Raw genomic sequence first — 20,775 nt, 5'->3', positions numbered from 1 at the left:
GGCTTCGGTGCGGGCCGACTCCTGGCCTTCCAACGGTTCCAGCACCAGCACATGACGCGCACTGTCGGGCTGCGCGATGGGCGCCAGGCCGACACGCGCGAAGCTCGTGTCCCCGCGGCGCTCGACTTCGGCGACCTTCGCCACCGGCAGACCCGGCGGATAGAGGCCGTCCAGGCCCGAGGTCGCCAGCGCGTCGCCGGGCTTGATGTCGGCGTTGGCGGCGATGAAGCGCAGCTCCATCACGCCGCGCTCGCCGCCGTAGGCGACGCCGCGCTGCTGCGTGCGGGTGTTGAGCACGGGAATGGTGGCGTCGCGATCGGTCAGCAGGGTCACCTCGGCGGACAGCGGATAGACCCGCGTCACCTGGCCGAGCACACCCGCATCGTTGACCACCGGCGCGCCGAGGCGAACGCCCCGATGGCCGCCGCGATCGATGACGATGCGGCGCGAGAACGGGTCCGGCGCTTCATAGAGCACCTCGGCCGCAAGGCCCTTCACCGGCAGCGCGTCGCGCAGGTCGAGCAGCGCGCGCAGGCGCGTGTTCTCTGCCTGCAACTGCGCGGCACGGCTCAGGATGACCGCCTGCGAGGCGAGCTGCTGCCGGGCCTGGTTCTCGGCCTCGGTGGCCTTCTCCATGCCGCGGGCGTAATCGCCGGCCTGCTCCCAGGCATCGACGGGCGCCAGCAGCGCGCGCTGCAAGGGATGCAGCGCGAGCGCCAGTCCCGCGCGGGCGGGCGCCGTGACCTGGAAGCGGGAGTCCGCCACCATGAGGAAGACCGCCAGCGCCGCACAGAAGGCCAGCTTCGTCAGCGCGGACGGGCCTTCGCGGAACAGCGGCGGTGGATTGCGGTCGAGGGTGCCGAGAGGCATGAAGATCTCAGCAGAGGAGATTCAACGCAAGGCGGCCGTCTGAGGCCGCATCCACTTATTCGTTCGTGAAGATGGAGCCGAGGCGCTCCATGCGCTCCAGCGCCATGCCACAGCCACGAACGACGCAAGTCAACGGGTCTTCGGCCACAAGCACCGGCAGACCGGTTTCCTCGGCCAGCAGACGATCCAGGTCACGCAGCAGCGCGCCGCCGCCGGTCAGCATCATGCCGCGTTCGGCGATGTCGGCGCCCAGTTCCGGCGGGGTCTGCTCCAGCGCGTTCTTCACGGCCGAGACGATCTGGTTCAGCGGGTCGGTCAGCGCTTCCAGGATCTCGTTGGACGAGATCGTGAAGCTGCGCGGCACGCCTTCGCTGAGGTTGCGACCTTTGACTTCCATCTCCTTGACCTCGGAGCCGGGGAAGGCCGAACCGATGTTCTTCTTGATGGACTCCGCGGTCGGCTCGCCGATCAACATGCCGTAGTTGCGGCGGATGTAGTTGATGATGGCCTCGTCGAACTTGTCGCCGCCGACGCGGACCGAGCCCTTGTAGACCATGCCGCCCAACGAGATCACGCCGACCTCGGTCGTGCCGCCGCCGATGTCGATGACCATCGAGCCCGAGGCTTCCGACACCGGCAGGCCGGCGCCGATCGCGGCGGCCATCGGTTCCTCGATCAGGTAGACCTCCGAGGCGCCCGCGCCCAGCGCGGCGTCGCGGATGGCGCGCTTCTCGACCTGCGTGGAGCCGCAGGGGACGCAGATGATGATGCGGGGCGACGGACGCAGCAGCTTGGTGTCGTGCACCATCTTGATGAACTGCTTGATCATCTGCTCCGTCACCACGAAGTCGGCGATCACGCCGTCCTTCATCGGGCGGATCGCCTCGATGTTGCCGGGCACCTTGCCCAGCATGGCCTTGGCTTCGTGGCCGACGGCCTGGATCGTTTTCTTGCCGTTCGGACCGCCTTCGTGGCGGATGGCGACGACGGAGGGCTCGTCCAGCACCACGCCTTTTCCGCGGACGTAGATCAGCGTGTTGGCGGTGCCCAGGTCGATGGCGAGGTCGGTAGAGAAGTAGCGGCGCAGGGAGGCGAACATGTGTGTAGGCAAGACCTGGACAAGACGCTTCGGCACCTGGAGCCGCCCGTCATCGTCGAACTACACGCAATCGGCGGCATTCGACGGCATCAAGCGGCGTTCGTCTGCGTTCTGTCCGGGCGGCTGCGATTCGGGGCGGTTCGGGTCGGTATACCGCGCGGACCGGCGGCGTCCGCGCGAGCGAGATTCCTTGCCATAAGGAACGAGGCTGCGCTGGCAGCCTCGGCTCATGGAGATAAGCGGGGATAATAACTGATCACCCCCTGGTTTGGCCCGTCTGCAAGGCTTCCGTCAGCGTTCATCGAATGATTCGCGCGCCGGGCGCCCTGCTTGTCCGACCGGCCCACGAGACATTCCCATGGCACTCACCCACGACGACGTCAGCCGCATCGCCAAACTGGCCCGGCTGCAACTTTCCGGCGACGAGCAGGCCGCGCTGCTGCCGCAGCTCAACGGCTTCTTCTCGATCGTCGAGCAGATGGGCGCGGTCGACACCAGCGGTGTCGATCCCCTCTACACGCCGCTGTCGGCGGTCCAGGAAGTGGCCCTGCGGCTGCGCGAGGACCGCGTCACCGAAACCGACCAGCGCGAGCTCAACCAGCGCAGCGCTCCCGCCGTCGAGGACGGCCTGTTCCTGGTCCCGAAAGTCATCGAATGACCCCGCCCCTCCACCACCTCGGCGTGGCCGAGCTAGGCCGCGCCTTGCGCGCCAAGACCGTCTCCAGCACCGAGCTGACGCAACATCTGCTTGCGCGTGTTGCCGCAGCGAAGGATCTCGGCGCCTTCCTGCACATCGACGAAGCCTACGCGCTGTCCCGGGCCAAGGACGCCGACGCGCGCCTGGCGCAGGGCGAAGCCGGCGCGCTGATCGGCGTGCCGCTCGCGCACAAGGACATCTTCGTCACCCGCGACATGCCGACCACGGCCGGCTCGAAGATGCTCGAGGGTTACCTCAGCCCCTTCGACGCCACCGTCGTCGAGCGGCTGAACGCCGCCGGCACCGTCTCGCTGGGCAAGCTGAACTGCGACGAGTTCGCGATGGGCTCCGCCAACGAGAACAGCGCCTACTTCAAGGCGCTGAACCCCTGGGACCGCACCCGCGTGCCGGGCGGCTCGTCGGGCGGTTCGGCGGTCGCCGTGGCGGCCGGCCTCGTCCCCGCGACGACCGGCACCGACACCGGCGGCTCGATCCGCCAGCCGGCCAGCTTCTCGGGCATCACCGGCATCAAGCCGACCTACGGCGTGTGCTCGCGCTACGGGATGATCGCGTTCGCGTCCAGCCTGGACCAGGCCGGCGTGTTCGCACGCTCGGCGGAGGACTGCGCGCTGCTGCTGTCCACGATGAGCGGTTTCGATGAACGCGACGCCACCAGCGTGCAGCAACCGCCGCAGGACTTCAGCGCGCAGATGCTGACGGCGCGTGAGGGCGCAACCGCCGCGCAACCGTTGAAGGGCCTGCGCATCGGCCTGCCGAAGGAGTTCTTCCCGGCCGCCCTGTCCGCCGACGTGAACGGCGCCGTGCGCGCGGGTCTGGCGGAGCTGGAGAAGCTCGGCGCGACGCTGGTGGACGTGTCGCTGCCGCGCACCGAGCTCGCCATTCCCGTGTACTACATCATCGCTCCGGCCGAGGCGAGCTCGAACCTGTCGCGCTTCGACGGCGTGAAGTTCGGGCACCGCGCCAAGGACTACGGCAACCTGATCGACATGTACGAGAAGACCCGCGCCGAAGGCTTCGGCGCCGAGGTCAAGCGGCGGATCATGATCGGCAGCTACGTGCTCTCGCACGGCTACTACGACGCCTACTACCTGCAGGCGCAGAAGCTGCGCCGCATGATCGCGGACGACTTCCAGCAGGCCTTCCAGCACTGCGACCTGATCGCCGGCCCGGTGGCGCCGACGGTCGCGTGGAAGCAGGGCGAAGGCGCGGACGATCCGGTCAAGGCCTACCTGGCCGACATCTTCACGCTGCCCGGCTCGCTGGCCGGCCTGCCCGGCATGAGCGTGCCGGTCGGCAGCGGCGAGGGCGGCATGCCGGTGGGCCTGCAGCTGCTGGGCAACTACTTCAAGGAAGGCACGCTGCTGCACGCCGCGCACGCGCTGCAACAGGCCACCGACTGGCATCGCCAGACGCCGGCAGGGGTGTGAACGTCATGAGCAAGAACAGTCAACTGGTGCGGGGCTACGAGGTCGTCATCGGCCTGGAGAACCACGTCCAACTCTCGACCGACTCGAAGATCTTCAGCGGGTCCTCGACCGCCTTCGGCGCGGCCCCCAACACGCAGGCCAGCGCGGTCGACCTGGCGCTGCCGGGCACGCTGCCGGTGCTGAACCGCGGCGCGGTCGAGCGCGCCATCCGCTTCGGCCTGTCGGTCGGCGCGAAGGTGGCGCCGCTGTCGATCTTCGCGCGCAAGAACTACTTCTATCCGGACCTGCCCAAGGGCTACCAGATCAGCCAGTACGAGATCCCCGTCGTGCAGGGCGGCCACATCGAGTTCTTCGTCGGCGACGAGAAGAAGGTCGTGAAGCTCACCCGCGCGCACCTGGAAGAGGACGCCGGCAAGAGCCTGCACGAGGACTACCACGGTCAGTCGGGCATCGACCTGAACCGCGCCGGCACGCCGCTGCTCGAGATCGTCTCCGAGCCCGAGATGCGCTCCGGCGCCGAGGCCGTCGAGTACGCGAAGACGCTGCACGCGCTGGTGATGTGGCTGGGCATCTGCGACGGCAACATGCAGGAAGGCTCGTTCCGCTGCGACGTCAACGTCTCGGTGCGCAAGCCCGGCGCGCCGGAGTTCGGGACGCGGCGCGAGATCAAGAACCTCAACAGCTTCCGCTACCTGGTCGACGCGGTGAACTACGAGGTCAACTGGCAGATCGACCAGATCGAGGACGGTCTGAAGATCCAGCAGGCGACGGTGCTCTACAACCCGGACACCGGCGAGACCCGCTCGATGCGCACGAAGGAAGACGCGGCCGATTACCGCTACTTCCCGGACCCGGACCTGCCGCCGCTGATGATCTCGGCCGAATGGGTCGACCGCGTGCGCAGCGAGATGCCCGAACTGCCGACCGTGATGGCCGCGCGTTTCCAGGAGGCCGACGGCCTGCCCGCCTACGACGCGACGATGATGACGCAGAGCCTGGCGACGGCGCGCTTCTACGAAGCCGCGCGCGACGGCTGCGGCGCACCCAAGCTGGTCGCGAACTGGGTGATGGGCGAGGTCTCGCGCCGGCTCAACACCGAGGAACGCGCCATCGAGGACGCGCCGGTGACGCCGCTCGTGCTGGCCGCGCTGATCAGGCGCATCCAGGACGGGACGATCTCCAACAACGCGGCGAAACAGGTCTTCGAGGCGCTGTGGACGGGTGAGGGCACCGATGTCGATGCGCTCATCGACATCAAGGGCCTCAAGCAGATGAGCGACACCGGCGAACTCGAGCGCATCCTCGACGAAGTGCTCGCGGCCAACGCCAAGTCGGTCGAGGAGTTCCGTGCCGGCAAGGAAAAGGCGTTCAACGCACTCGTCGGTCAGGCGATGAAGGCGACGAAGGGCAAGGCCAATCCGTCGGCCGTCAATGACCTGCTGAAGAAGAAGCTCGGCACCTGACCAAGCTGCTGACGGCGGAGGCCTGAACGGCCTCCGCGCCGCGCATCAGCGCATCAGCGCCCGCTGGCCGGGGAGGCCTGCACCGGCGGCTTCGCCGGCACGGGCTGCGACGCGGCGGGCGTCGCGGCCTTTTCCAGCGAGCCCGGCGCCGCGCCTGCCCACAGCCGCTTCAGCCGCGCCAGCTCCTCGTCATAGAGCTTGTTGACGCGCACCATCTCGGCCTTCTGGTTGTCGATGGACTCACGCTGGGCGGTGGCAGCCGTATCGTTCATGTCGAGCTGGTGCTGCAGCTTCATCGGCATGCGCTTGCCCTTGTAGAACTCCGCATCGTCCAGCATCGGCTTGCGCTCCGCCGCGAGCACCTGCAGGCGCTTCTCGGACTGCTGCATCGCTTCGCGGATGTCGTCGAGCGCCGCCTCTCGCGCACGCTGATGCGTGGCCTGATCGGCATACCGCTGCAGCAGGTTCCGGTCGCGACGGATCGCATCCTGCTGAGCGGCGCGCTGGACCTCCTCCATGCGCTTGCGCTGATCGAAGGCCGACTGCTCCTCGGGCGACATCGCGGGCGGCACCATCTTGCGGACCGAGCCGTCGGAGTTCAGCACGCGCTGCTCACGCGACTGGCATTCCGGGATGGGTCGATCGGACGTCAGCCGACGGCCATCGGGCGTCGTGCAGGTGTAGATGTTGGGCGGCGGCGCTGGCTTGGTCTGCGCCCAGGCGGCGCCCGCCAGCGCGCTGGTCAGCAGCAGACCGGACAGCGTCGACCTCCCGATCGGTCGAGGCAGCAGACGGCGTGTGAGGGAAGCGCGCATCAGACTCCGTAGCGATCTCTGTAGGCATGGACCGCCGTCGCGTGAGCGGAGACGGCGGCACTGCTGGTGGTCTGCAAATACTGCAGCAGGTCCGACAGCCCCGCAATGGCGACGACCGGCAGCTTCAACTGGTCACGCACGTACTGTACCGCCGACCAGGGAAGATCCTGACCGTTCTCGGCCGCCTTCTCCTGGCGGTCCAGCGCGATGGCCACGCCGCAGGGCGTGGCGCCGGCGGCCTGGATCATCGCGATCGATTCGCGCACCGAGGTACCGGCGGAGATGACGTCGTCGATGATCAGCACGCGGCCCTGGACCTTGGCGCCGACCAGCGTGCCGCCCTCGCCATGGTCCTTGGCTTCCTTGCGGTTATAGGCGAAGGGCTTGTTGTGGCCCAGCCGCGCCAGCTCGATCGCGACGGCCGCGGCCAGCGTGATGCCCTTGTAGGCGGGGCCGAAGATCATGTCGAACTCGACGCCCGAGGCCAGCAGCCGCTGCGCGTAGAACTGCGCCAGGCGGCCGATCTTGAGGCCGTCGTCGAACAGTCCGGCATTGAAGAAGTACGGGCTCAGGCGACCCGCCTTGGTCTTGAACTCGCCGAAGCGCAGCACGCCGGTGTCGACGGCGAAGGCGACGAATTCCTGGGCCAGGGCGTCCTGGGAATCCTGGTGGGAGGCGGCGGTGGTCATGGCGGCGCGACGTCGAGACGTGACAGTGAAATTGGGGCGGGATTGTAGGGCGCGGGTCTTGGATGACCCGGGGGTGACGCAACGCGTCATGTCGCCTGAATCCAGCCGTTCAAAGCAAGAAGAAGGCCTGCCCCGTCGCCGGAAGCAGGCCTGTTTTTTGCAGGGCGGCCCGCGGGCCGCTGTGCTGCGCGATGCGGTGCGGTTCAGCCGATCAGAAGATCGCCTTGAACTGGACGCCGTAGGTGCGCGGGTCGTTGATGAAGCCGGTGTTGTTGTTGAAGTCGATCGCGCCCGTCACACGGATCTGGTCCGTGATGTTGCGGACGAAGCCGGCGACCTCATACTTGCCGTTGTTCCAGATGTAGCCGACGCGCAGGCCGCCTTCGGTCAGCGACTTGCCGGTGAACTCCTTGGCCTCGTACAGGAAGAAGTTGACCTTCGAGCGGTAGGCCCAGTCGGTGTAGATGTAGAACTCATTGCCGCCCGCGGTCGGGATCGAATAACGCGCGGTCAGGTTGGCGACCCACTTCGGCGCGTTCGGCAGCGGATTGCCGTCGATGCTGTAGTTGGTCGTCGAGCCGGCCACCAGCGGATCCGTCATCGTGCAACCGCCGCCGCAAGCCGGCAGCGACAGCGTGTTGTCGCGGATCTTGGTGTTGTTCAGGCTGCCGCCCAGGGTGATCAGCAGCTGATCGACCGGCAGGACTTCCAGGTTCAGCTCGACGCCGTTGCCTTCCGCCTTCTTGGCGTTCAGCAGACGGTTGGCGTTGTTCTGGCCGCCGACGGCGGTCAGCTGCAGGTCCTTCACGGTGTAGGTGAAGGCGCTGGCCGACAGGCGTGCGCGACGATCCCAGAAGTCCGACTTCACGCCCACTTCGTAGGAAGTGACGTTTTCCGGCGCGGCCTGCGATTGACCCGCGAAGCGCGACGCGCCCTGGACCGACGACGCGCGGAAGCCGGTGGCCACGCGGGCGTAGACGTTGGTCTCGTTGGTCAGCTTGTAGGTGCCCGACACGTCCCAGTTCCACTTGGAGTCGCCGGTGTTGGCCGTGACGCCGGTGGAGGTGTTCAGGTCGGTGTAATCGCTGGTGACCTTGACGTCCTTCTTGTCGTGCGTGAAGCGCAGGCCGCCACGCAGCTGGAAGTCTTGCGTGACCGCGTAGTTCACCGAGCCGAAGGCCGCCCACGCGGTGTTCTTCTGGTACGTGTCGACGTAGCCGGCGGCGACGCCGGTCGCGGTCGTGTAGTCGGTGCTGCGGGCGGTGTAGCGTTCGTCGAAGAAGTACAGGCCGCCTTGCCAACGCAGCGGGCCGGGCGCGGCGGACTCGACGCGGAATTCCTGCGTGATCTGGCGGTGGCCGCTCATCGAGCTCGACGATTCAGCCGGGAAGGTCGCCTGGCCCTCGTGCGTGTAGGGCTTGGGGCCGAAGTATTCGAAGCCGCCGTCCACGTCGCCGCGGCTGAACGGGCGCACCGACTCGTAGCCGGTGATCGAGTACAGGTTGATCGCGCCCAGGCCCCAGCGCAGGCGGGCGCTGCCGCCGGTGGCGTGCAGGGTCTGCTCGTTGACGCCGTCGGTGTAGGCCTTCTCGGGATCGAAGCCGTCGACCAGGTCGTTGGTGCCGGTCTTGATGATCGAGGAGCGGAACACGCGCGCGCTGCCCTTCAGGTCGCGGCCGTGGAAGTTGAACAGCGCGCTGAAGTCCTTGTGCGGCTGGTACAGCGCCTGCAGGCGCAGGGCGCGGTCGTCGTAGCCCTCGAGCTCGCCGGTCTTGCCGGTGGGCACCTGGTTCTTGACCCAGTCGTCACGATGCTGGATCTGCGCGGAGATGCGGGCGGACCAGTCGCCGGTCAGCGGCACGTTGGCGGCGCCTTCCAGGTTCATCGTCCCGTAGTTGCCGTAGGAGACGTTCAGGTAGCCTTCCTGGCGCTGCGACGGCTTCACCGAATCGAACTTCACCACGCCGGCCGGCGTGTTGCGGCCGTAGAGCGTGCCCTGCGGGCCCGCCACGACTTCGACGGCGGCCAGGTCGAAGGCCGGGAAGCCCTTCAGGATCGGGTTCTCCTGGACCACGTCGTCGTACACCAGCGAGACCGGCTGCGAGGCGTTCAGGCGGAAGTCGGTGTTGCCGTAGCCGCGGATGTAGAAGCGCGGGAAGGCGCGACCGAACGACGATTCGATGTTCAGGCTGGGCACGCGTCCCGACAGGAAACGCACGTCCTGGCCGGCGGAGTTCAGCACGTCCAGCTTCTCGCCGGAGATCTTGGTGACCGCGTTCGGCACTTCCTTGATGTTCTCGACCCGGCGCTCGGCGGTGATGGTCACCGTCTCGAGCTGACCCTTTTCCTTGGCGGGCGCATCGGCGGCTTCCTGGGCCATCACGGGCCAGGCGAGCAGGGCCAGCGAGACAGCCGCGGCGGCCTCGCGCAGGGCCGGAACGGCAGCGCGCTGGGTGGCGAATCGATTCATGGGGGAGTACTCCGGGGAAGGATGGGAAACCGGGGGTACCGGCTGCGGCACCGATGGATAAACCGGGGTCACAGACAGCAAAAATGAGGGCGCGGGTTGGCGCGGTGGACGCGAATCTAGCAAGTTCGTCATAAAGACGTCACCCTACGCACCACCGAGGTGCACTTTCTGTTGCCCAAACACTGCACCTGCTCGCGTGTCGCCCGAATGGGCGTGGACGGCGCAGAAGGCGGCCGCTACGTGGTGCATGGCGAGCCCACCAGCGGAGGGGGTGTGATCCCCCACTGCTGCCAACTTCGGAGCGAGGCTTTGCGATACTGCCGCCCTCTTCCAGAGGTCATCCGTCCACCGCCCATGCGCTTCATCACCCTCAACCTCAACGGCATCCGCTCGGCCGCCACCAAGGGCGTCTTCGACTGGCTGCCGCCGCAGCATGCCGACGTGGTCGGCGTGCAGGAACTCAAGGCGCAGGCCGACGTCGTCGAGTCCCAGTTCGCGGGCTACGACACCCTCACCGGGCACTTCCACTACGCGCAGAAGAAGGGCTACTCGGGTGTCGGTCTCTACACGAAGGAGACGCCCAGCGACGTGATCGTCGGCTTCGGCAGCACCGAGTTCGACAACGAAGGCCGCTGGATCGAGAAGCGCTTCGACAAGCCCGGGCGCAAGCTCAGCCTGATCAGCTGCTACTTCCCCAGCGGCTCCAGCGGCGAAGAGCGCCAGGCCGCGAAGTTCCGCTTCCTGGCGGAGATGTACCCCTACCTGATGGCCCTGCGCGCCGAGCGCGAGTTCATCCTCGTGGCCGACGTCAACATCGCCCACAAGGAGATCGACCTCAAGAACTGGAAGGGCAACCGCAAGAACAGCGGCTTCCTTCCGGAGGAGCGCGACTGGATGACGCGCCTGCTCGAGAAGGACATCGGACTGGTCGACGTCTTCCGCGTGCTCAACGACAAGCCCGAGCAGTACACGTGGTGGAGCAACCGCGGCCAGGCCTGGGCGAAGAACGTGGGCTGGCGGCTGGACTACCACCTGGCCACGCCCGGCATGGCCCACCTGGCCACGCGCGAGGCGATCTACCTCGACCAGCGCTTCAGCGACCACGCGCCGTTGACGATCGATTACGACTTCAAGTTCTGAGCCGGCGGCGCCTTTCCTTCTTTGACTGCGTCAGCCGACGCTGCCGGCGCCCCTTCACGCTCGGCATTCGCTCTGAGGGGCGCCGGCAGCGCCGGCTTCGGATCGAGGGGTCCGTTCAGTCGACCTTCGCGCCGGACACCTTCACCACCTTGGCCCACTTCGCCGTCTCGCGCGCGATGAGCGCAGCGAATTCGGCGCTGGTGCCGCCACCGGGCACCGCGCCCTGTGCGGCCAGACGCTCCTTGATCACGGGCGTTGCCAGGGCCTTCGCCACCTCGCGCTGCACGCGCGCGACCTGATCCGCCGGCTGCGCGATCGGCGCCAGCAGCCCGAACCACGACGAGGCCTCGAAGGCCTTGAGCTCCGGCACGCCGCTCTCGGCGATCGTCGGCAGGTCGGGCAGCGCCTCGCTGCGCTTCGCGCTGGTCACCGCGATGGCCTTCAACTTGCCCGACTTGATGTGCGGCATCGCGGAGGGCAGGTTGTCGAACATCAGGTCCATGTTCCCGCCCATCAGGTCCAGCAACGCCGGGCCCGAGCCGCGGTACGGGAAGTGGATCATGTAGGTGCCGGTCAGGCTCTTGAACAGTTCCCCCGCCAGGTGGATCGAGGTGCCGTTGCCGCTCGAGCACATGTTCAGCTTGCCCGGATTGGCCTTGGCGACGCGCGCCAGGTCGGCGACGCTGTTGATGCCGTACTTCTGCGCGTTCGCCGGATTCATCACCAGCACGTTGGGCACCGCCGCGACCAGCGTGATCGGCGCGAAGTCCTTGACCGGGTCGAAGGGCATCTTCGGGTACAGCGACTGGTTGATCGCATGCGTGCCCACCGTGCCCATCAGCAGCGAGTGCCCGTCGGTCGCATGCGCCACGTCGGCCGAGCCGGTGTTGCCGCCCGCGCCGGGCTTGTTCTCGACGACGACCGGCTGGCCCAGCGCCTTCTGAAGCTCCGGCGCCATCGCACGGGCCATGAGGTCGGTGGTGCCTGCGGGCGGGAAGGGCACGACGATGCGCAACGGCCGCGAAGGCCAGGCCGACTGCGCACGGACCAGTGCCGGCAGCCAGAGGGTGGAGGACAGCGCGAGCAGGTCGCGGCGGTTCAGGCTCATGGGGACGTCTCCTTGTTGTGATCTCGATGCAGGCGGAAAAGGCGATGCAATCTCGATGCGGCGGACGGCCCCGGCCCGTGGCCCGTCTACGCGGCGGCCTCCGGCGCTTCCGGCGACGCCGGTCCGAGGAGGGTCTGGAGCTGGACGCGCTCGGAGCTGCAGGCAGCGTCGAAGTCAGCCTCGATCTGGATCAGCGCCTGCGCGTCGCCCGCCTCGACGGTGACGATGCCGCGCGCCCGGTTGCGGCCCTGCGACTTGGCCGTGTAGAGCGCCATGTCGGCCCAGTTGACGGCCTGCTCCCAATGCAGGGCGAGCTGCGCCGGCGGCAGCGGGAAATGCGCGAAGCCGATCGAGCAGGTGACGCGCAACGCCCCGGCGGGGGTAGGGATGGGCTCGCCGCCGACGATGAACAGGATGCGCTCGGCCAGCAGCTGCAGCTGGTCCGGCGCGACGTTGCGCGCGAAGACCAGGAACTCCTCGCCGCCCCAGCGCACCACCAGGTCCTCCGCCCGCACCGCCTGCGCGATGCGGCGCGAGACCTCGATGATCACGGCGTCGCCGGCCGCGTGGCCGTGACGGTCGTTGACGTGCTTGAAGTGATCGATGTCGATCATCAGCAGCGCGCCGGTGAACATGTCCTTCGCATGGCGGTCCATGACCGCGAGGAAATGCCGGCGGTTGGCGAGGTCCGTCAGCGGATCGCGCTCGCTCTGCGCGCGCAGCAGGCTCTGGTTGGCCTTCAGCTTGAGGTTGGCGCCGCGCACGCGGGCCAGCATCACGCCCATCAGGACCAGCGACAGGCCCAGCAGTGCCGCCAGCCCGACGCCCACGTACTGCGCCAGCCGGCGGTTGCCGAGTTCACGGTCCTTCAGCGTCTGCTCGCGGCGTAGCAGCTCGAGGTCGCGCTGCTTGGCCTCGCTGTCGTACTTCAGCCGAAGTTGCTGCAGCGAGGACTCGCGGTTGCGCCGCGCCGTGTCCGCACTCAGCGCGCGCTCCTCGTGATAGAGCCGCAACGCTTCCTTGGCCTGACCCACCTTGGCGTAGGCCTCGCCCAGTTCCCGCAGCTGCAGGGCGCGACGCACGGGATCGAAGTCGCCCTGCGCCATCTCGAGAACCCGGGCGATCTCGCGCCGCGCCGCCTCGAATTGGCGCTGCTGGACCAGCGCGACCGACAGGTTGTGCCGCAGCGTGCGCTCGACCGTCTGGTCGTTGTAGGACTGCACCACCGGCAGCGCCAGACGCGCGAGCTGCACGGCCTTGGCGGCCTGGTCGGTGTGGATGTAGGCGTCGAGCAGGTTGTTCTGCAGCAGCGCGACGTCGCGACGCCCGCCCGACTGTTCCGCGAGCCTCAACGCGTCTTCCAGCGCGGCCATCTGGCCCGGCCGGTCCCCGCGCCGGGAGGCGACCATGGACTCGACCATCTTCGCCCTGCTCATCGCCGAGATGTCGCCCTGCGCGAGCTGCCAGGCCTGGGCCATCCACTGCTGCGCCGCGGCGGGCTCGTCCCGGACCTGGCTGTTGACCGCCAGCGATCCCATCATCGTGCCGGACACGCTGTGGTCCTGGATCGCCTGCGCCAGGGACAAGGCCCGCCTCAACGAGGCCTCGGCGAAGGCGTACTCGCCCCGCGCACCCTGCGCCCGGGCGACCAGCCGCAGGGCCTGGATCATCGCGCGCGCGTCGCAGCCGGGCGGAATCGCCGGCGTCGACGCGGGCGGGCAAGCGGGCGAGAGCTCGTCCAGCGCCAGCTGCGCCATCTCGCCGGAGCGGCCGGTCTGTCCCTGCCGGTCCTGCAGCTCGGCCAGCAGCATGCGGGACAGCGGTCGACCGTCCGGCCGCTTCTCCAGCTCGCCGGCGATGCGGCGCACGTCCTCGGGACGTCCGGCCTGGACCGCGTTGCGGCCCAGCGCGTAGTCGATGTGCAGGCGATGGCTGGCGTGAGCGGGGTCGGCGAGCAAGGCCCGCAGTTGCTGCGCCGCCTTCTCCGGCTCGTTGTAGCCGAAGCGGTCCAGCTGCGCGAGCTGCGCATCCAGCGCGCGGTCGGGGATCTCCGCGCGCGCCGGCATCGCCATGCCCAGCCCCATCCCCAGCAGGGCGATCGTCAGCAGGGCGCGGACCCGTGTCGTCATGCGCGCGGCTCCTGCGCCGGTCCGAGCAGGCTGACCAGCTGCACCTGGCCCTGGTGCCAGGCGGACTCGATGCGGCCGGCCAGCGCGAGCAACTGGTCGCGGTCGCGCGCCTGCATCGCCGCCACGCCGTAAGCCTTGTTGCGGCCATGCGCCTTGGCCATGTACATCACGGTGTCGACGAGGTCGATGGCCCGTTCCCATTCCAGCGTCAGGTCCTGCGGCGCCATCGGGAAGCTCGCGAAGCCGATGGACGCGCTGATCGGGATGCGCAGCGGCCCGTGGTCGACCGGCTGGCCGCCCATCTGGTCCAGCAGCCGCTGGCCGAGCTGGCGCGCGTCCTCGGTCGCCTCGGAGTTCACCAGGATCAGGAACTCCTCGCCGCCCCAGCGCACGACCAGGTCCTGTTCACGCAGCACGCCGCGCAGGCGGCGCGCGACCTCGACCAGCACGGTGTCGCCGGCCGCATGGCCCCATTGGTCGTTGATGCGCTTGAAATGGTCGATGTCGATCAGGAACAGGCTGCCGCGCAGCCCGCCGTCGCGCGTGCGTTGCGCGACAGCCTGCTGGAAGTGGCGCCGGTTGGCGAGCCCCGTCAGCGGATCGCGCTCGCTCTGCACGCGCAGCGATTCGTTGGTCTGCGCCAGCGCCGCATTCGTGCGGCGGATGCGCCGGTAGGCCAGGGCCAGCAGGGCGCCCGACAGCAGCACGCAACCGCCGACCTCGGCCCAGAGCTTCAACTGCAGATCGCGCGTGCGGATCTGCTCGGCCTTGAGGCTGTTGTCCTGGTTGAGCAGCCGGATCTCGCGCTGGCGCTGCTGGTCCTCGAAGCGCGCCTGCGCTTCCAGCACCGTCCGGCGGGTCTCGTCGCGCAGCACCTCGTCGAACTCCCTGCGCGACTGATGGAAGGCGTCGATCGCGCCGGGCAGATCGTCGAACTTCTCCAGGTAGGTGCCCAGCTCCAGCCAGGACTCGGCGGTGTAGCTGCCGGCCTCGCGCTGGGCGTCCATCGTGATGGCCTGCAGCACGTCGCGCTTGCCTTCATCCAGCTTCCGGAGGCCGATCTTGGCGATGCCCGAGTTGTGCCGCGCCAGGATCTCGGTCGAGATGTCGCCCGTCTCGTGCGCGAGTGCCAGGCTTTGCGTGGACATCTCCAGCGCCCGCGCGTAGTTGCCGCTGCGCAGCTCGTAGTCCGCGAGGTTGCCGAGGGCCAGGGCCTGCAGACCGGGCGCCTGCGCCTCGCGCGCGTACTGCAGGGCCTGTTCGCGGGCCTGCTGGCTGAACTTCGGATCCTCGTCCTGCGAGTACACGATGCCCAGGATGGTATGGACCGAGTACAGCAGCACCGGATCGGGGTCCTGCTGCGCGGCCTGGAGCGCCTCGCGCGCCGTGCGCTTGGCGTGGTCGACCTGCTGGCTGCGGTAGTAGTTGAAGGCGAGCGTCGCCTCGGTGGCCGCGGCGCGCCAGCGCGACTCCATCGCGCGCGCCTGCTCCAGCGCCTTCAGCCCGCTCTCGACCGCCGCGTCGACCTCGCCGTAGTCGCCCTGGATGTAGGCGCGCAGTTCGGTCGCGCGCCACATCAGGCGCCGGTCGGCGGTCGCGGCATCGATGTCGGAGAGCCCGCCCAGCAGGCGCACACCGGCGCCGAGCTCGCCGTTCGCCTTCAGCCACTGCGCGCGCGCCAGCATCAGCGCCAGCGGAATCTGCGTCCGCGTCGGCGCGGCCTCGGGCCAGGCCTTGATCTCTTCGAGCGCCGCCTCATGGCCGCTGCGGTCGCGCAGTTGCGCCAGCAGCGCGGCGCGTTGGCTCAGCGCCTCCAGCCGTTCAGCGCTGCCCGCCGCGGCGCGTGTTTGGATCGCCTGCAGCTCGCGCACATGGTCGCGCGGATGCGCCTGGCCGACGCGCTCCTGCTGCTCGAGCTCCGCCTGCAACGCACGGTCCTGCACGGCCGGCGCCGCCGACGCGGCGGAACGGCCCGATCCTGCGCCGTCCCCGGGACCACAGCCGGACAGCAGCGGCACCCCGAGGCTCAAGACGAGCGCGAGGGCCACGGCGCGGAGTTCCGAGGGCGTGAGGGGCATGAAGGCCGAGGGTCAGTCCGTGCGGGCGCGCCGGAGCAGCGCGTGCAGCAGGATGGCGCCGAAGGTGGCAGTTCCGATGCCGCCCAGCGTAAACCCACCCAGCTTCAAGGTGAAGTCACCCGTGCCGATCACCAACGTGATCGCGGCCACCATCAGGTTGCGCGGATCGCGGAAGTCGACCTGGTGGTCGACCCAGATGCGGGCGCCCGCGATCGCGATCAGGCCGAACACGACGATGCTCACGCCGCCCATCACCGCCAGCGGGATGGCCTGGATCAACGCGCCGAACTTCGGCGAGAAGCCCAGCGCCAGCGCCATCACCGCCGCGAAGACGAAGACCGCCGTCGAGTAGATGCGGGTCGCGGCCATGACGCCGATGTTCTCGGCGTAGGTCGTGACGCCGGTGCCGCCGACGGCGCCGCTGGCGATGGTCGCCAGCCCGTCGCCGATGAAGGCGCGACCGAGGAAGGGCGTCATGTCGCGGCCGGTCATCGCGCCGACCGCCTTCAGGTGGCCGAGGTTCTCGGCGACCAGGATCAACGCGACCGGCGCGATCATCAGCATGGCGGCGCCGTCGAAGACCGGGGCGTGGAATTGCGGCAGACCGATCCAGGCCGCCGCCGCGACCTTGGACAGGTCGATCGGCGCGCCCAGGCCGAAGCCGTTGGTCAGCAGCGCGTAGATCAGGCTGGCCTGGATCAGGCCGGCGAGGATCAGCAGCCGCTGCAGCATCCCGCGCGCATAGACCGCGACCCCGGCGACGCTGACGAAGGTCGCCGCCTGCATCCAGGCGTCGAAGGGCGTGGGCGCCATGTTCTTGATCGGTACCGCCGCGAGGTTGAGTCCGATCACCGCGACCACCGCGCCGGTGACCACCGGCGGCATCAGCTTCTCGACCCAGCCGCTGCCGGTGGCCGACACCAGCAGGCCGATCGCGGTGTACAGCACACCGCAGGCGATGATGCCGCCCAGCGCCAGCGGCAGGTTGGGATTGGGGCCGCTGCCGGCATAACCGGTCGCGGCGATGACCACGCCGATGAAGGCGAAGCTCGAGCCCAGATAGCTCGGCACGCGACCGCCGGTCAGGAAGAAGAAGAGCAGCGTGCCCACGCCGCTCATCAGCACGGCGACGTTGGGATCGAAGCCCATCAGCAGCGGCGCCAGCACGGTGGCGCCGAACATGGCGATCACATGTTGCAGGCCGAGCGCCGCGGTCTGCGGCCAGGACAGGCGTTCATCGGGAGCAATCGCCTTCTCGGGGCCGACGGTCACGGGCCGCCAGCGCATCAACCACGCCATGGACTTTCCTCAATGGGACAAGCCGTCGAGTGTAAGGAGCGCTCATGGCATCGCCACTCCGGCTTATCCCGTGACCGGGTGGCCCGATGGCGGCTCGGTACCGGCCCGGCGTGCGCTCAGAACAGCACCATGTCGCGGTTGCGCCGCGGCAGCTGCCGCATCAGCCGGCGCCAGGACGCCCAGGCGCGCCACAACGCACCGCCGGACAGCAGGCTCAGGATCAGCAGGATGGTCATGATCGACTCCTCAATGCGCGCGGACGCGGTGAACGTTTTCGCACGGTCGTGCGAAGTTGGTGGAAACGGAAGGGCCGATGCGGGACATGGCGTCGACCTCAGGGTGAAGGAACGGGGGTGGCGGACGGCGCCGGGTCCAGCCGCACCGGCGCCATCAGGCGGCCGTAGCTGGTCCAGGCCCGGTCGAGGGCGTCCGGCGTGCGCAGGAAACGCACCTCGCGCACGAGCGCGGTGAACAGGCCGTCGAGCTCGAAGATCAGTTGATCGAGGTCTGCGTCGGCGCGCAGCTGACCGGCATCCTGCGCCTGCAGCAAGGTGCGCCGCAGCGTGCCGCGCCAGCGGCGGACGCCGTCCAGCAGGCGATCGCGCATCACGTCGTCGCGGTCGTCGTATTCGAAGGCGCCGGCCACGTAGAGGCAGTTGCCATGCGGTCCGTCGACGCGTGCCAGCCAGGCGCGCACCATGGCGTCCATGCGCGGCAGGCCGCGCGGCTCGCGCAACGCCGGCAGGATGACCTCCTGCTGGAAGATCTTCTCGAAGGCATCGAGCACCGCCGCCTGCAAGGCCTCGCGCGAGCCGATGCGGGAGAACACGCCGCTCTTGGACAGGTTCAGCCGCTTGGCCACCTCGCCGATCGACAGGCTGTCCAGCCCGTCCAGGCGCGCCATCTCCAACGCGACATCGACGATGGCGCTCTGCGTCAGTTCGCTGCGGGCGGTCTTGGCTTCCATGGACCGCAATTTAGCACGGTCGTGCGAAGTGCGCTGACTGCCTCCATGGCAGCGTCCACGGACGGGTTATTCGTCGATCGCGTCGGTCTCGCCGCTTTCGCCGCTGTCGCCGCTCTCGCCGGCGTCACTGGCATCACCGGCGGGCGGCCGCCCCCGGCGCGGCACGGGCGATGGCGCCGGTCTGATACCGCGGCGCTTGAGGGCCTCGCGCAAGAGCATCTCGATCTGGGCGTTGGACGAGCGCAGCTCGATCGCGGCCAGCCGCTCGATCTCCTCCCACAACGCCGGATCGAGGCGCAGCGGAAACTGCTTCTTGCCGGGACTGCCCATCGCTGCGTCGCTCAGTTGTAGAGCGTGCCCGCGTTGATGATGGGCTGCGTGTCCTTGTCGGAGCACAGCACCACCAGCAGGTTGGACACCATCGCCGCCTTGCGCTCGTCGTCGAGCTGCACGATCTCACGCTCGCTCAGGCCCTTGAGCGCTTCCTCGACCATGCTGACCGCGCCGTGCACGATCTTCTTGCGGGCGCTGATGATGGCCTCGGCCTGCTGGCGACGCAGCATCACCTGCGCGATCTCCGGCGCATAGGCCAGATGGGTCAGCATCGCCGTCTCGACGCTGACACCCGCAGGCTGGAGGCGCGTCTGCAGCTCCGCGATCATCGCGGCCATCACCTCGTCAGCGCCGGCGCGCAGGGTGATCTCCTTGCTGTCGATGTCGTCGCCCTCGTCGTAGGCGAACTGCGAGGCGACGTGCCGGATCGCGGCTTCCGCCTGGATGCTGACGTACTGCTCGAAGTCGTCCACCTCGAACACCGCGCGCGCCGTGTCCTGGACCCGCCACACCACCGCCGCGCCGATCTCGACCGGGTTGCCGCGCTTGTCGTTGACCTTCAGCGTGGGCGCGTCCAGGTTGCGCGCGCGCAGCGAGAGGCGGCGCTTGGCCATGAACAGCGGGACGGTCCAGCGCAGGCCGGAGATGCGGTCGGTGCCGACGTAGCGGCCGAAGAGCGTCAGCAGGCGCGCCTCGTTGGGCTGCTGGATGTACAGGCCCGACAGCAGGATCAGGCCCACCAGGATCAGCGTCAGCTGCGTCAGGTCGACGGCGTCATGGCGGAACGCGACGACGCGCCAGACGGCGTAGGCCAGCAGGCCCAGGCCGATCAGCAGCGCGGCATAGCCATTGGCCGTCCCGGCGCGGCGCTCCATCGTCGCCGGCGCAGCGGCGCGCGACAGGGGGGTCTTCGGGACTGCGGTCGTGCTCATCACCAACTCCTCCAAAAAGGTGATATCACTTTAATCCCAGGACACACGATCGCGCAAGCCCTGTCCCCCGATCCCCCCAACGGAGGGGCCCAGAAAGCAGAAAGCGCCCTCAAGGGGCGCTTCGCTTCCGCAGGACTCCAACCGGACTCCCTCTCCCGCATCGCGGGAGAGGGTGGGGGCCAGCGGCCGTCGCCGTACGACGATCAGGTCGATCAGGCGCCCCTGCGCGCCAACGGCAGCAGGAAGTTGGCGACGGCGATGCAACGTTGACCCAGTTCTTCCTCGCTGACGCGCAGCCCGAAACCGGCCATCGCCGGCGACGTCAGATAACGCCCGCCGATCGCGACCGTCGGCACGCCGTCGATGTTGTACTGGTTCTGCAGCTTCTCGGCCTGCTGGCTCTTCGTCGTCACGGTGAAGGAGTTGTAGGTCTCCTTGAACTTGGCCGCGTCCACGCCCAGCGGCGCCAGGAACTTGGCCATCTCCTCGACGTTGGTCAGGCCCTGGCCGCCGCGGTGGATGGCGTTGAAGATGGCGGGGCGCACCTGCGCTTCCTTGCCCATCGCTTCCAGCGTGAAGAACAGCTGCTGGTGGATCTTGACGTTGGCGCGGAAGGCCACATGGACCTTGCGGTACACGACGTCGGCGGGCAGCTGCTTGGCCCAGGCTTCGATCGTCGGCTCGAAGACGTAGCAGTGCGGGCAGCCGTACCAGAAGAACTCGATCACCTCGATCTTGCCCGGCGCCGAGCCCGGCACCGGCGTGGCCAGGCGCTGGTACTGGCGGCCCTCGACCGGGCCGCCCTGCGCCTGGGCCGGCGCGCCGGTCAGGAGCGCACCACCGCCCGCGGCGGTCGACAGGGCCGTGAGGGCGTTGAATTCGCGACGCTTCATCTTCGATTCCTTGTTGGTTCCGCTGCGACCGGCGCCGCAGCGGCCGGTCATCCTAGAAAGTCAAACTTAGAGCGGCATTAACGTTGTCTGGCGAGGTACGAGGCGTGCCGGCGCTCAGCGCTGGATCGCCACGAGGTTGGCCTCGACACCGGCGCCCTCGAGCTTCTTCTGCTGCGCCTCGGCCTCGTCGCGCGTGTCGAACGGTCCCAGGCGGACGCGGAACACGGTGCGGCCGGACTGTTCGCGCTCCATCACCTTGGCGGCGAAGCCCTGGATCGCCAGCTTGGCGCGCTGCTGCTCGGCGTCTTCCATGCGCGTGTAGGCGCCGGCCTGGACGAAGAAGCT

Annotated in this window: 18 protein-coding genes; 4 read left to right on the top strand and 14 right to left on the bottom strand. The window is 68.6% G+C overall.

Going from position 1 to position 20,775, the window contains the following annotated elements; translation table 11 throughout:
• The coding region (mreC, locus tag VF536_RS04975) for a rod shape-determining protein MreC (protein WP_331613697.1) at positions 1 to 870 on the bottom strand (870 nt) is incomplete at its 3' end.
• Positions 871 to 925: 55 nt separating this feature from the next.
• A complete protein-coding gene (locus tag VF536_RS04970; protein WP_067280645.1) occupies positions 926 to 1,969 on the bottom strand; it encodes a rod shape-determining protein in 1,044 nt (347 codons plus the stop codon).
• 358 nt (positions 1,970 to 2,327) lie between these two features.
• Here VF536_RS04970 and gatC point away from each other — a divergent pair, with 358 nt between their 5' ends.
• The 3 genes from gatC to gatB are packed head-to-tail and all read left to right on the top strand — an operon-like array spanning position 2,328 to position 5,577.
• Positions 2,328 to 2,627: an Asp-tRNA(Asn)/Glu-tRNA(Gln) amidotransferase subunit GatC gene (gene gatC, locus VF536_RS04965; protein ID WP_297524437.1), complete on the top strand. Its 300-nt coding sequence runs from the start codon at positions 2,328 to 2,330 to the stop codon at positions 2,625 to 2,627.
• Positions 2,624 to 4,114 (top strand): Asp-tRNA(Asn)/Glu-tRNA(Gln) amidotransferase subunit GatA, encoded by a 1,491-nt coding sequence (gatA, locus tag VF536_RS04960; protein ID WP_331613696.1) that lies wholly within the window; start codon positions 2,624 to 2,626, stop codon positions 4,112 to 4,114. Before gatC ends, gatA begins: the two co-directional genes overlap by 4 nt.
• A 5-nt stretch (positions 4,115 to 4,119) precedes the next feature.
• Positions 4,120 to 5,577 carry an Asp-tRNA(Asn)/Glu-tRNA(Gln) amidotransferase subunit GatB gene (gene gatB, locus VF536_RS04955; RefSeq protein WP_331613695.1) on the top strand — a complete coding sequence of 486 codons (1,458 nt, stop codon included), beginning with the start codon at positions 4,120 to 4,122 and terminating at the stop codon, positions 5,575 to 5,577.
• Between the two features lie 53 nt (positions 5,578 to 5,630).
• On the opposite strand, the gene VF536_RS04950 is transcribed toward gatB, so the two are convergent.
• From VF536_RS04950 to VF536_RS04940, 3 genes are all read right to left on the bottom strand, one after another.
• The gene (locus VF536_RS04950; RefSeq protein WP_331613694.1) at positions 5,631 to 6,392 is read right to left on the bottom strand and encodes a hypothetical protein; all 762 of its coding nucleotides are present in this window, start codon (positions 6,390 to 6,392) and stop codon (positions 5,631 to 5,633) included.
• A complete protein-coding gene (gene pyrE / locus VF536_RS04945) occupies positions 6,392 to 7,081 on the bottom strand; it encodes an orotate phosphoribosyltransferase (RefSeq protein ID WP_331613693.1) in 690 nt (229 codons plus the stop codon). The genes VF536_RS04950 and pyrE overlap by 1 nt, the downstream gene beginning before the upstream one ends.
• 211 nt (positions 7,082 to 7,292) lie before the next feature.
• Positions 7,293 to 9,551: a TonB-dependent receptor gene (locus tag VF536_RS04940; RefSeq protein ID WP_331613691.1), complete on the bottom strand. Its 2,259-nt coding sequence runs from the start codon at positions 9,549 to 9,551 to the stop codon at positions 7,293 to 7,295.
• Positions 9,552 to 9,905: 354 nt separating this feature from the next.
• Here VF536_RS04940 and VF536_RS04935 point away from each other — a divergent pair, with 354 nt between their 5' ends.
• Positions 9,906 to 10,691 carry an exodeoxyribonuclease III gene (locus tag VF536_RS04935; RefSeq protein ID WP_331613690.1) on the top strand — a complete coding sequence of 262 codons (786 nt, stop codon included), beginning with the start codon at positions 9,906 to 9,908 and terminating at the stop codon, positions 10,689 to 10,691.
• Between the two features lie 115 nt (positions 10,692 to 10,806).
• Here the strand turns inward: VF536_RS04935 and VF536_RS04930 are convergent, their stop codons facing one another.
• From VF536_RS04930 to VF536_RS04890, 9 genes are all read right to left on the bottom strand, one after another.
• A complete protein-coding gene (locus tag VF536_RS04930; RefSeq protein ID WP_331613689.1) occupies positions 10,807 to 11,799 on the bottom strand; it encodes a tripartite tricarboxylate transporter substrate binding protein in 993 nt (330 codons plus the stop codon).
• 86 nt (positions 11,800 to 11,885) lie between these two features.
• On the bottom strand, positions 11,886 to 13,928 hold the full coding sequence (locus VF536_RS04925; protein WP_331613688.1) for a GGDEF domain-containing protein: 2,043 nt from the start codon (positions 13,926 to 13,928) through the stop codon (positions 11,886 to 11,888).
• Positions 13,925 to 16,006 carry a diguanylate cyclase domain-containing protein gene (locus VF536_RS04920; protein WP_331613687.1) on the bottom strand — a complete coding sequence of 694 codons (2,082 nt, stop codon included), beginning with the start codon at positions 16,004 to 16,006 and terminating at the stop codon, positions 13,925 to 13,927. Before VF536_RS04920 ends, VF536_RS04925 begins: the two co-directional genes overlap by 4 nt.
• Positions 16,007 to 16,018: 12 nt before the next feature.
• Entirely contained in the window at positions 16,019 to 17,305 is a 1,287-nt protein-coding gene (locus VF536_RS04915; RefSeq protein ID WP_331613686.1) for a solute carrier family 23 protein, read from the bottom strand.
• A gap of 334 nt (positions 17,306 to 17,639) precedes the next feature.
• Entirely contained in the window at positions 17,640 to 18,272 is a 633-nt protein-coding gene (locus tag VF536_RS04910; RefSeq protein ID WP_331613685.1) for a TetR/AcrR family transcriptional regulator, read from the bottom strand.
• Positions 18,273 to 18,338: 66 nt separating this feature from the next.
• On the bottom strand, positions 18,339 to 18,602 hold the full coding sequence (locus VF536_RS04905) for a hypothetical protein (protein WP_331613684.1): 264 nt from the start codon (positions 18,600 to 18,602) through the stop codon (positions 18,339 to 18,341).
• 11 nt (positions 18,603 to 18,613) lie between these two features.
• A complete protein-coding gene (locus VF536_RS04900; protein WP_331613683.1) occupies positions 18,614 to 19,537 on the bottom strand; it encodes an SPFH domain-containing protein in 924 nt (307 codons plus the stop codon).
• A 212-nt stretch (positions 19,538 to 19,749) separates the two neighbouring features.
• Positions 19,750 to 20,430 carry a thiol:disulfide interchange protein DsbA/DsbL gene (locus VF536_RS04895; protein WP_331613682.1) on the bottom strand — a complete coding sequence of 227 codons (681 nt, stop codon included), beginning with the start codon at positions 20,428 to 20,430 and terminating at the stop codon, positions 19,750 to 19,752.
• A gap of 114 nt (positions 20,431 to 20,544) precedes the next feature.
• On the bottom strand, positions 20,545 to 20,775 hold a 231-nt coding region (locus VF536_RS04890; protein ID WP_331613681.1), incomplete at its 5' end, for an SPOR domain-containing protein.

Source organism: Roseateles sp., from assembly GCF_036486225.1.
In the GTDB taxonomy this organism is placed as follows: Bacteria; Pseudomonadota; Gammaproteobacteria; order Burkholderiales; family Burkholderiaceae_C; genus Roseateles.
Note: the sequence above shows the minus strand (reverse complement) of the source record. Positions and strands in the feature narration are given on the sequence as shown.

What these genes read in the sequence shown, in the direction of transcription:
- VF536_RS04970 (WP_067280645.1), bottom strand. Translation starts at nt 1,969, where the DNA reads ATGTTCGCCTCCCTGCGCCGCTACTTCTCTACCGACCTCGCCATCGAC.
- gatC (WP_297524437.1), top strand. Translation starts at nt 2,328, where the DNA reads ATGGCACTCACCCACGACGACGTCAGCCGCATCGCCAAACTGGCCCGG.
- gatA (WP_331613696.1), top strand. Translation starts at nt 2,624, where the DNA reads ATGACCCCGCCCCTCCACCACCTCGGCGTGGCCGAGCTAGGCCGCGCC.
- gatB (WP_331613695.1), top strand. Translation starts at nt 4,120, where the DNA reads ATGAGCAAGAACAGTCAACTGGTGCGGGGCTACGAGGTCGTCATCGGC.
- VF536_RS04950 (WP_331613694.1), bottom strand. Translation starts at nt 6,392, where the DNA reads ATGCGCGCTTCCCTCACACGCCGTCTGCTGCCTCGACCGATCGGGAGG.
- pyrE (WP_331613693.1), bottom strand. Translation starts at nt 7,081, where the DNA reads ATGACCACCGCCGCCTCCCACCAGGATTCCCAGGACGCCCTGGCCCAG.
- VF536_RS04940 (WP_331613691.1), bottom strand. Translation starts at nt 9,551, where the DNA reads ATGAATCGATTCGCCACCCAGCGCGCTGCCGTTCCGGCCCTGCGCGAG.
- VF536_RS04935 (WP_331613690.1), top strand. Translation starts at nt 9,906, where the DNA reads ATGCGCTTCATCACCCTCAACCTCAACGGCATCCGCTCGGCCGCCACC.
- VF536_RS04930 (WP_331613689.1), bottom strand. Translation starts at nt 11,799, where the DNA reads ATGAGCCTGAACCGCCGCGACCTGCTCGCGCTGTCCTCCACCCTCTGG.
- VF536_RS04925 (WP_331613688.1), bottom strand. Translation starts at nt 13,928, where the DNA reads ATGACGACACGGGTCCGCGCCCTGCTGACGATCGCCCTGCTGGGGATG.
- VF536_RS04920 (WP_331613687.1), bottom strand. Translation starts at nt 16,006, where the DNA reads ATGCCCCTCACGCCCTCGGAACTCCGCGCCGTGGCCCTCGCGCTCGTC.
- VF536_RS04915 (WP_331613686.1), bottom strand. Translation starts at nt 17,305, where the DNA reads ATGGCGTGGTTGATGCGCTGGCGGCCCGTGACCGTCGGCCCCGAGAAG.
- VF536_RS04910 (WP_331613685.1), bottom strand. Translation starts at nt 18,272, where the DNA reads ATGGAAGCCAAGACCGCCCGCAGCGAACTGACGCAGAGCGCCATCGTC.
- VF536_RS04905 (WP_331613684.1), bottom strand. Translation starts at nt 18,602, where the DNA reads ATGGGCAGTCCCGGCAAGAAGCAGTTTCCGCTGCGCCTCGATCCGGCG.
- VF536_RS04900 (WP_331613683.1), bottom strand. Translation starts at nt 19,537, where the DNA reads ATGAGCACGACCGCAGTCCCGAAGACCCCCCTGTCGCGCGCCGCTGCG.
- VF536_RS04895 (WP_331613682.1), bottom strand. Translation starts at nt 20,430, where the DNA reads ATGAAGCGTCGCGAATTCAACGCCCTCACGGCCCTGTCGACCGCCGCG.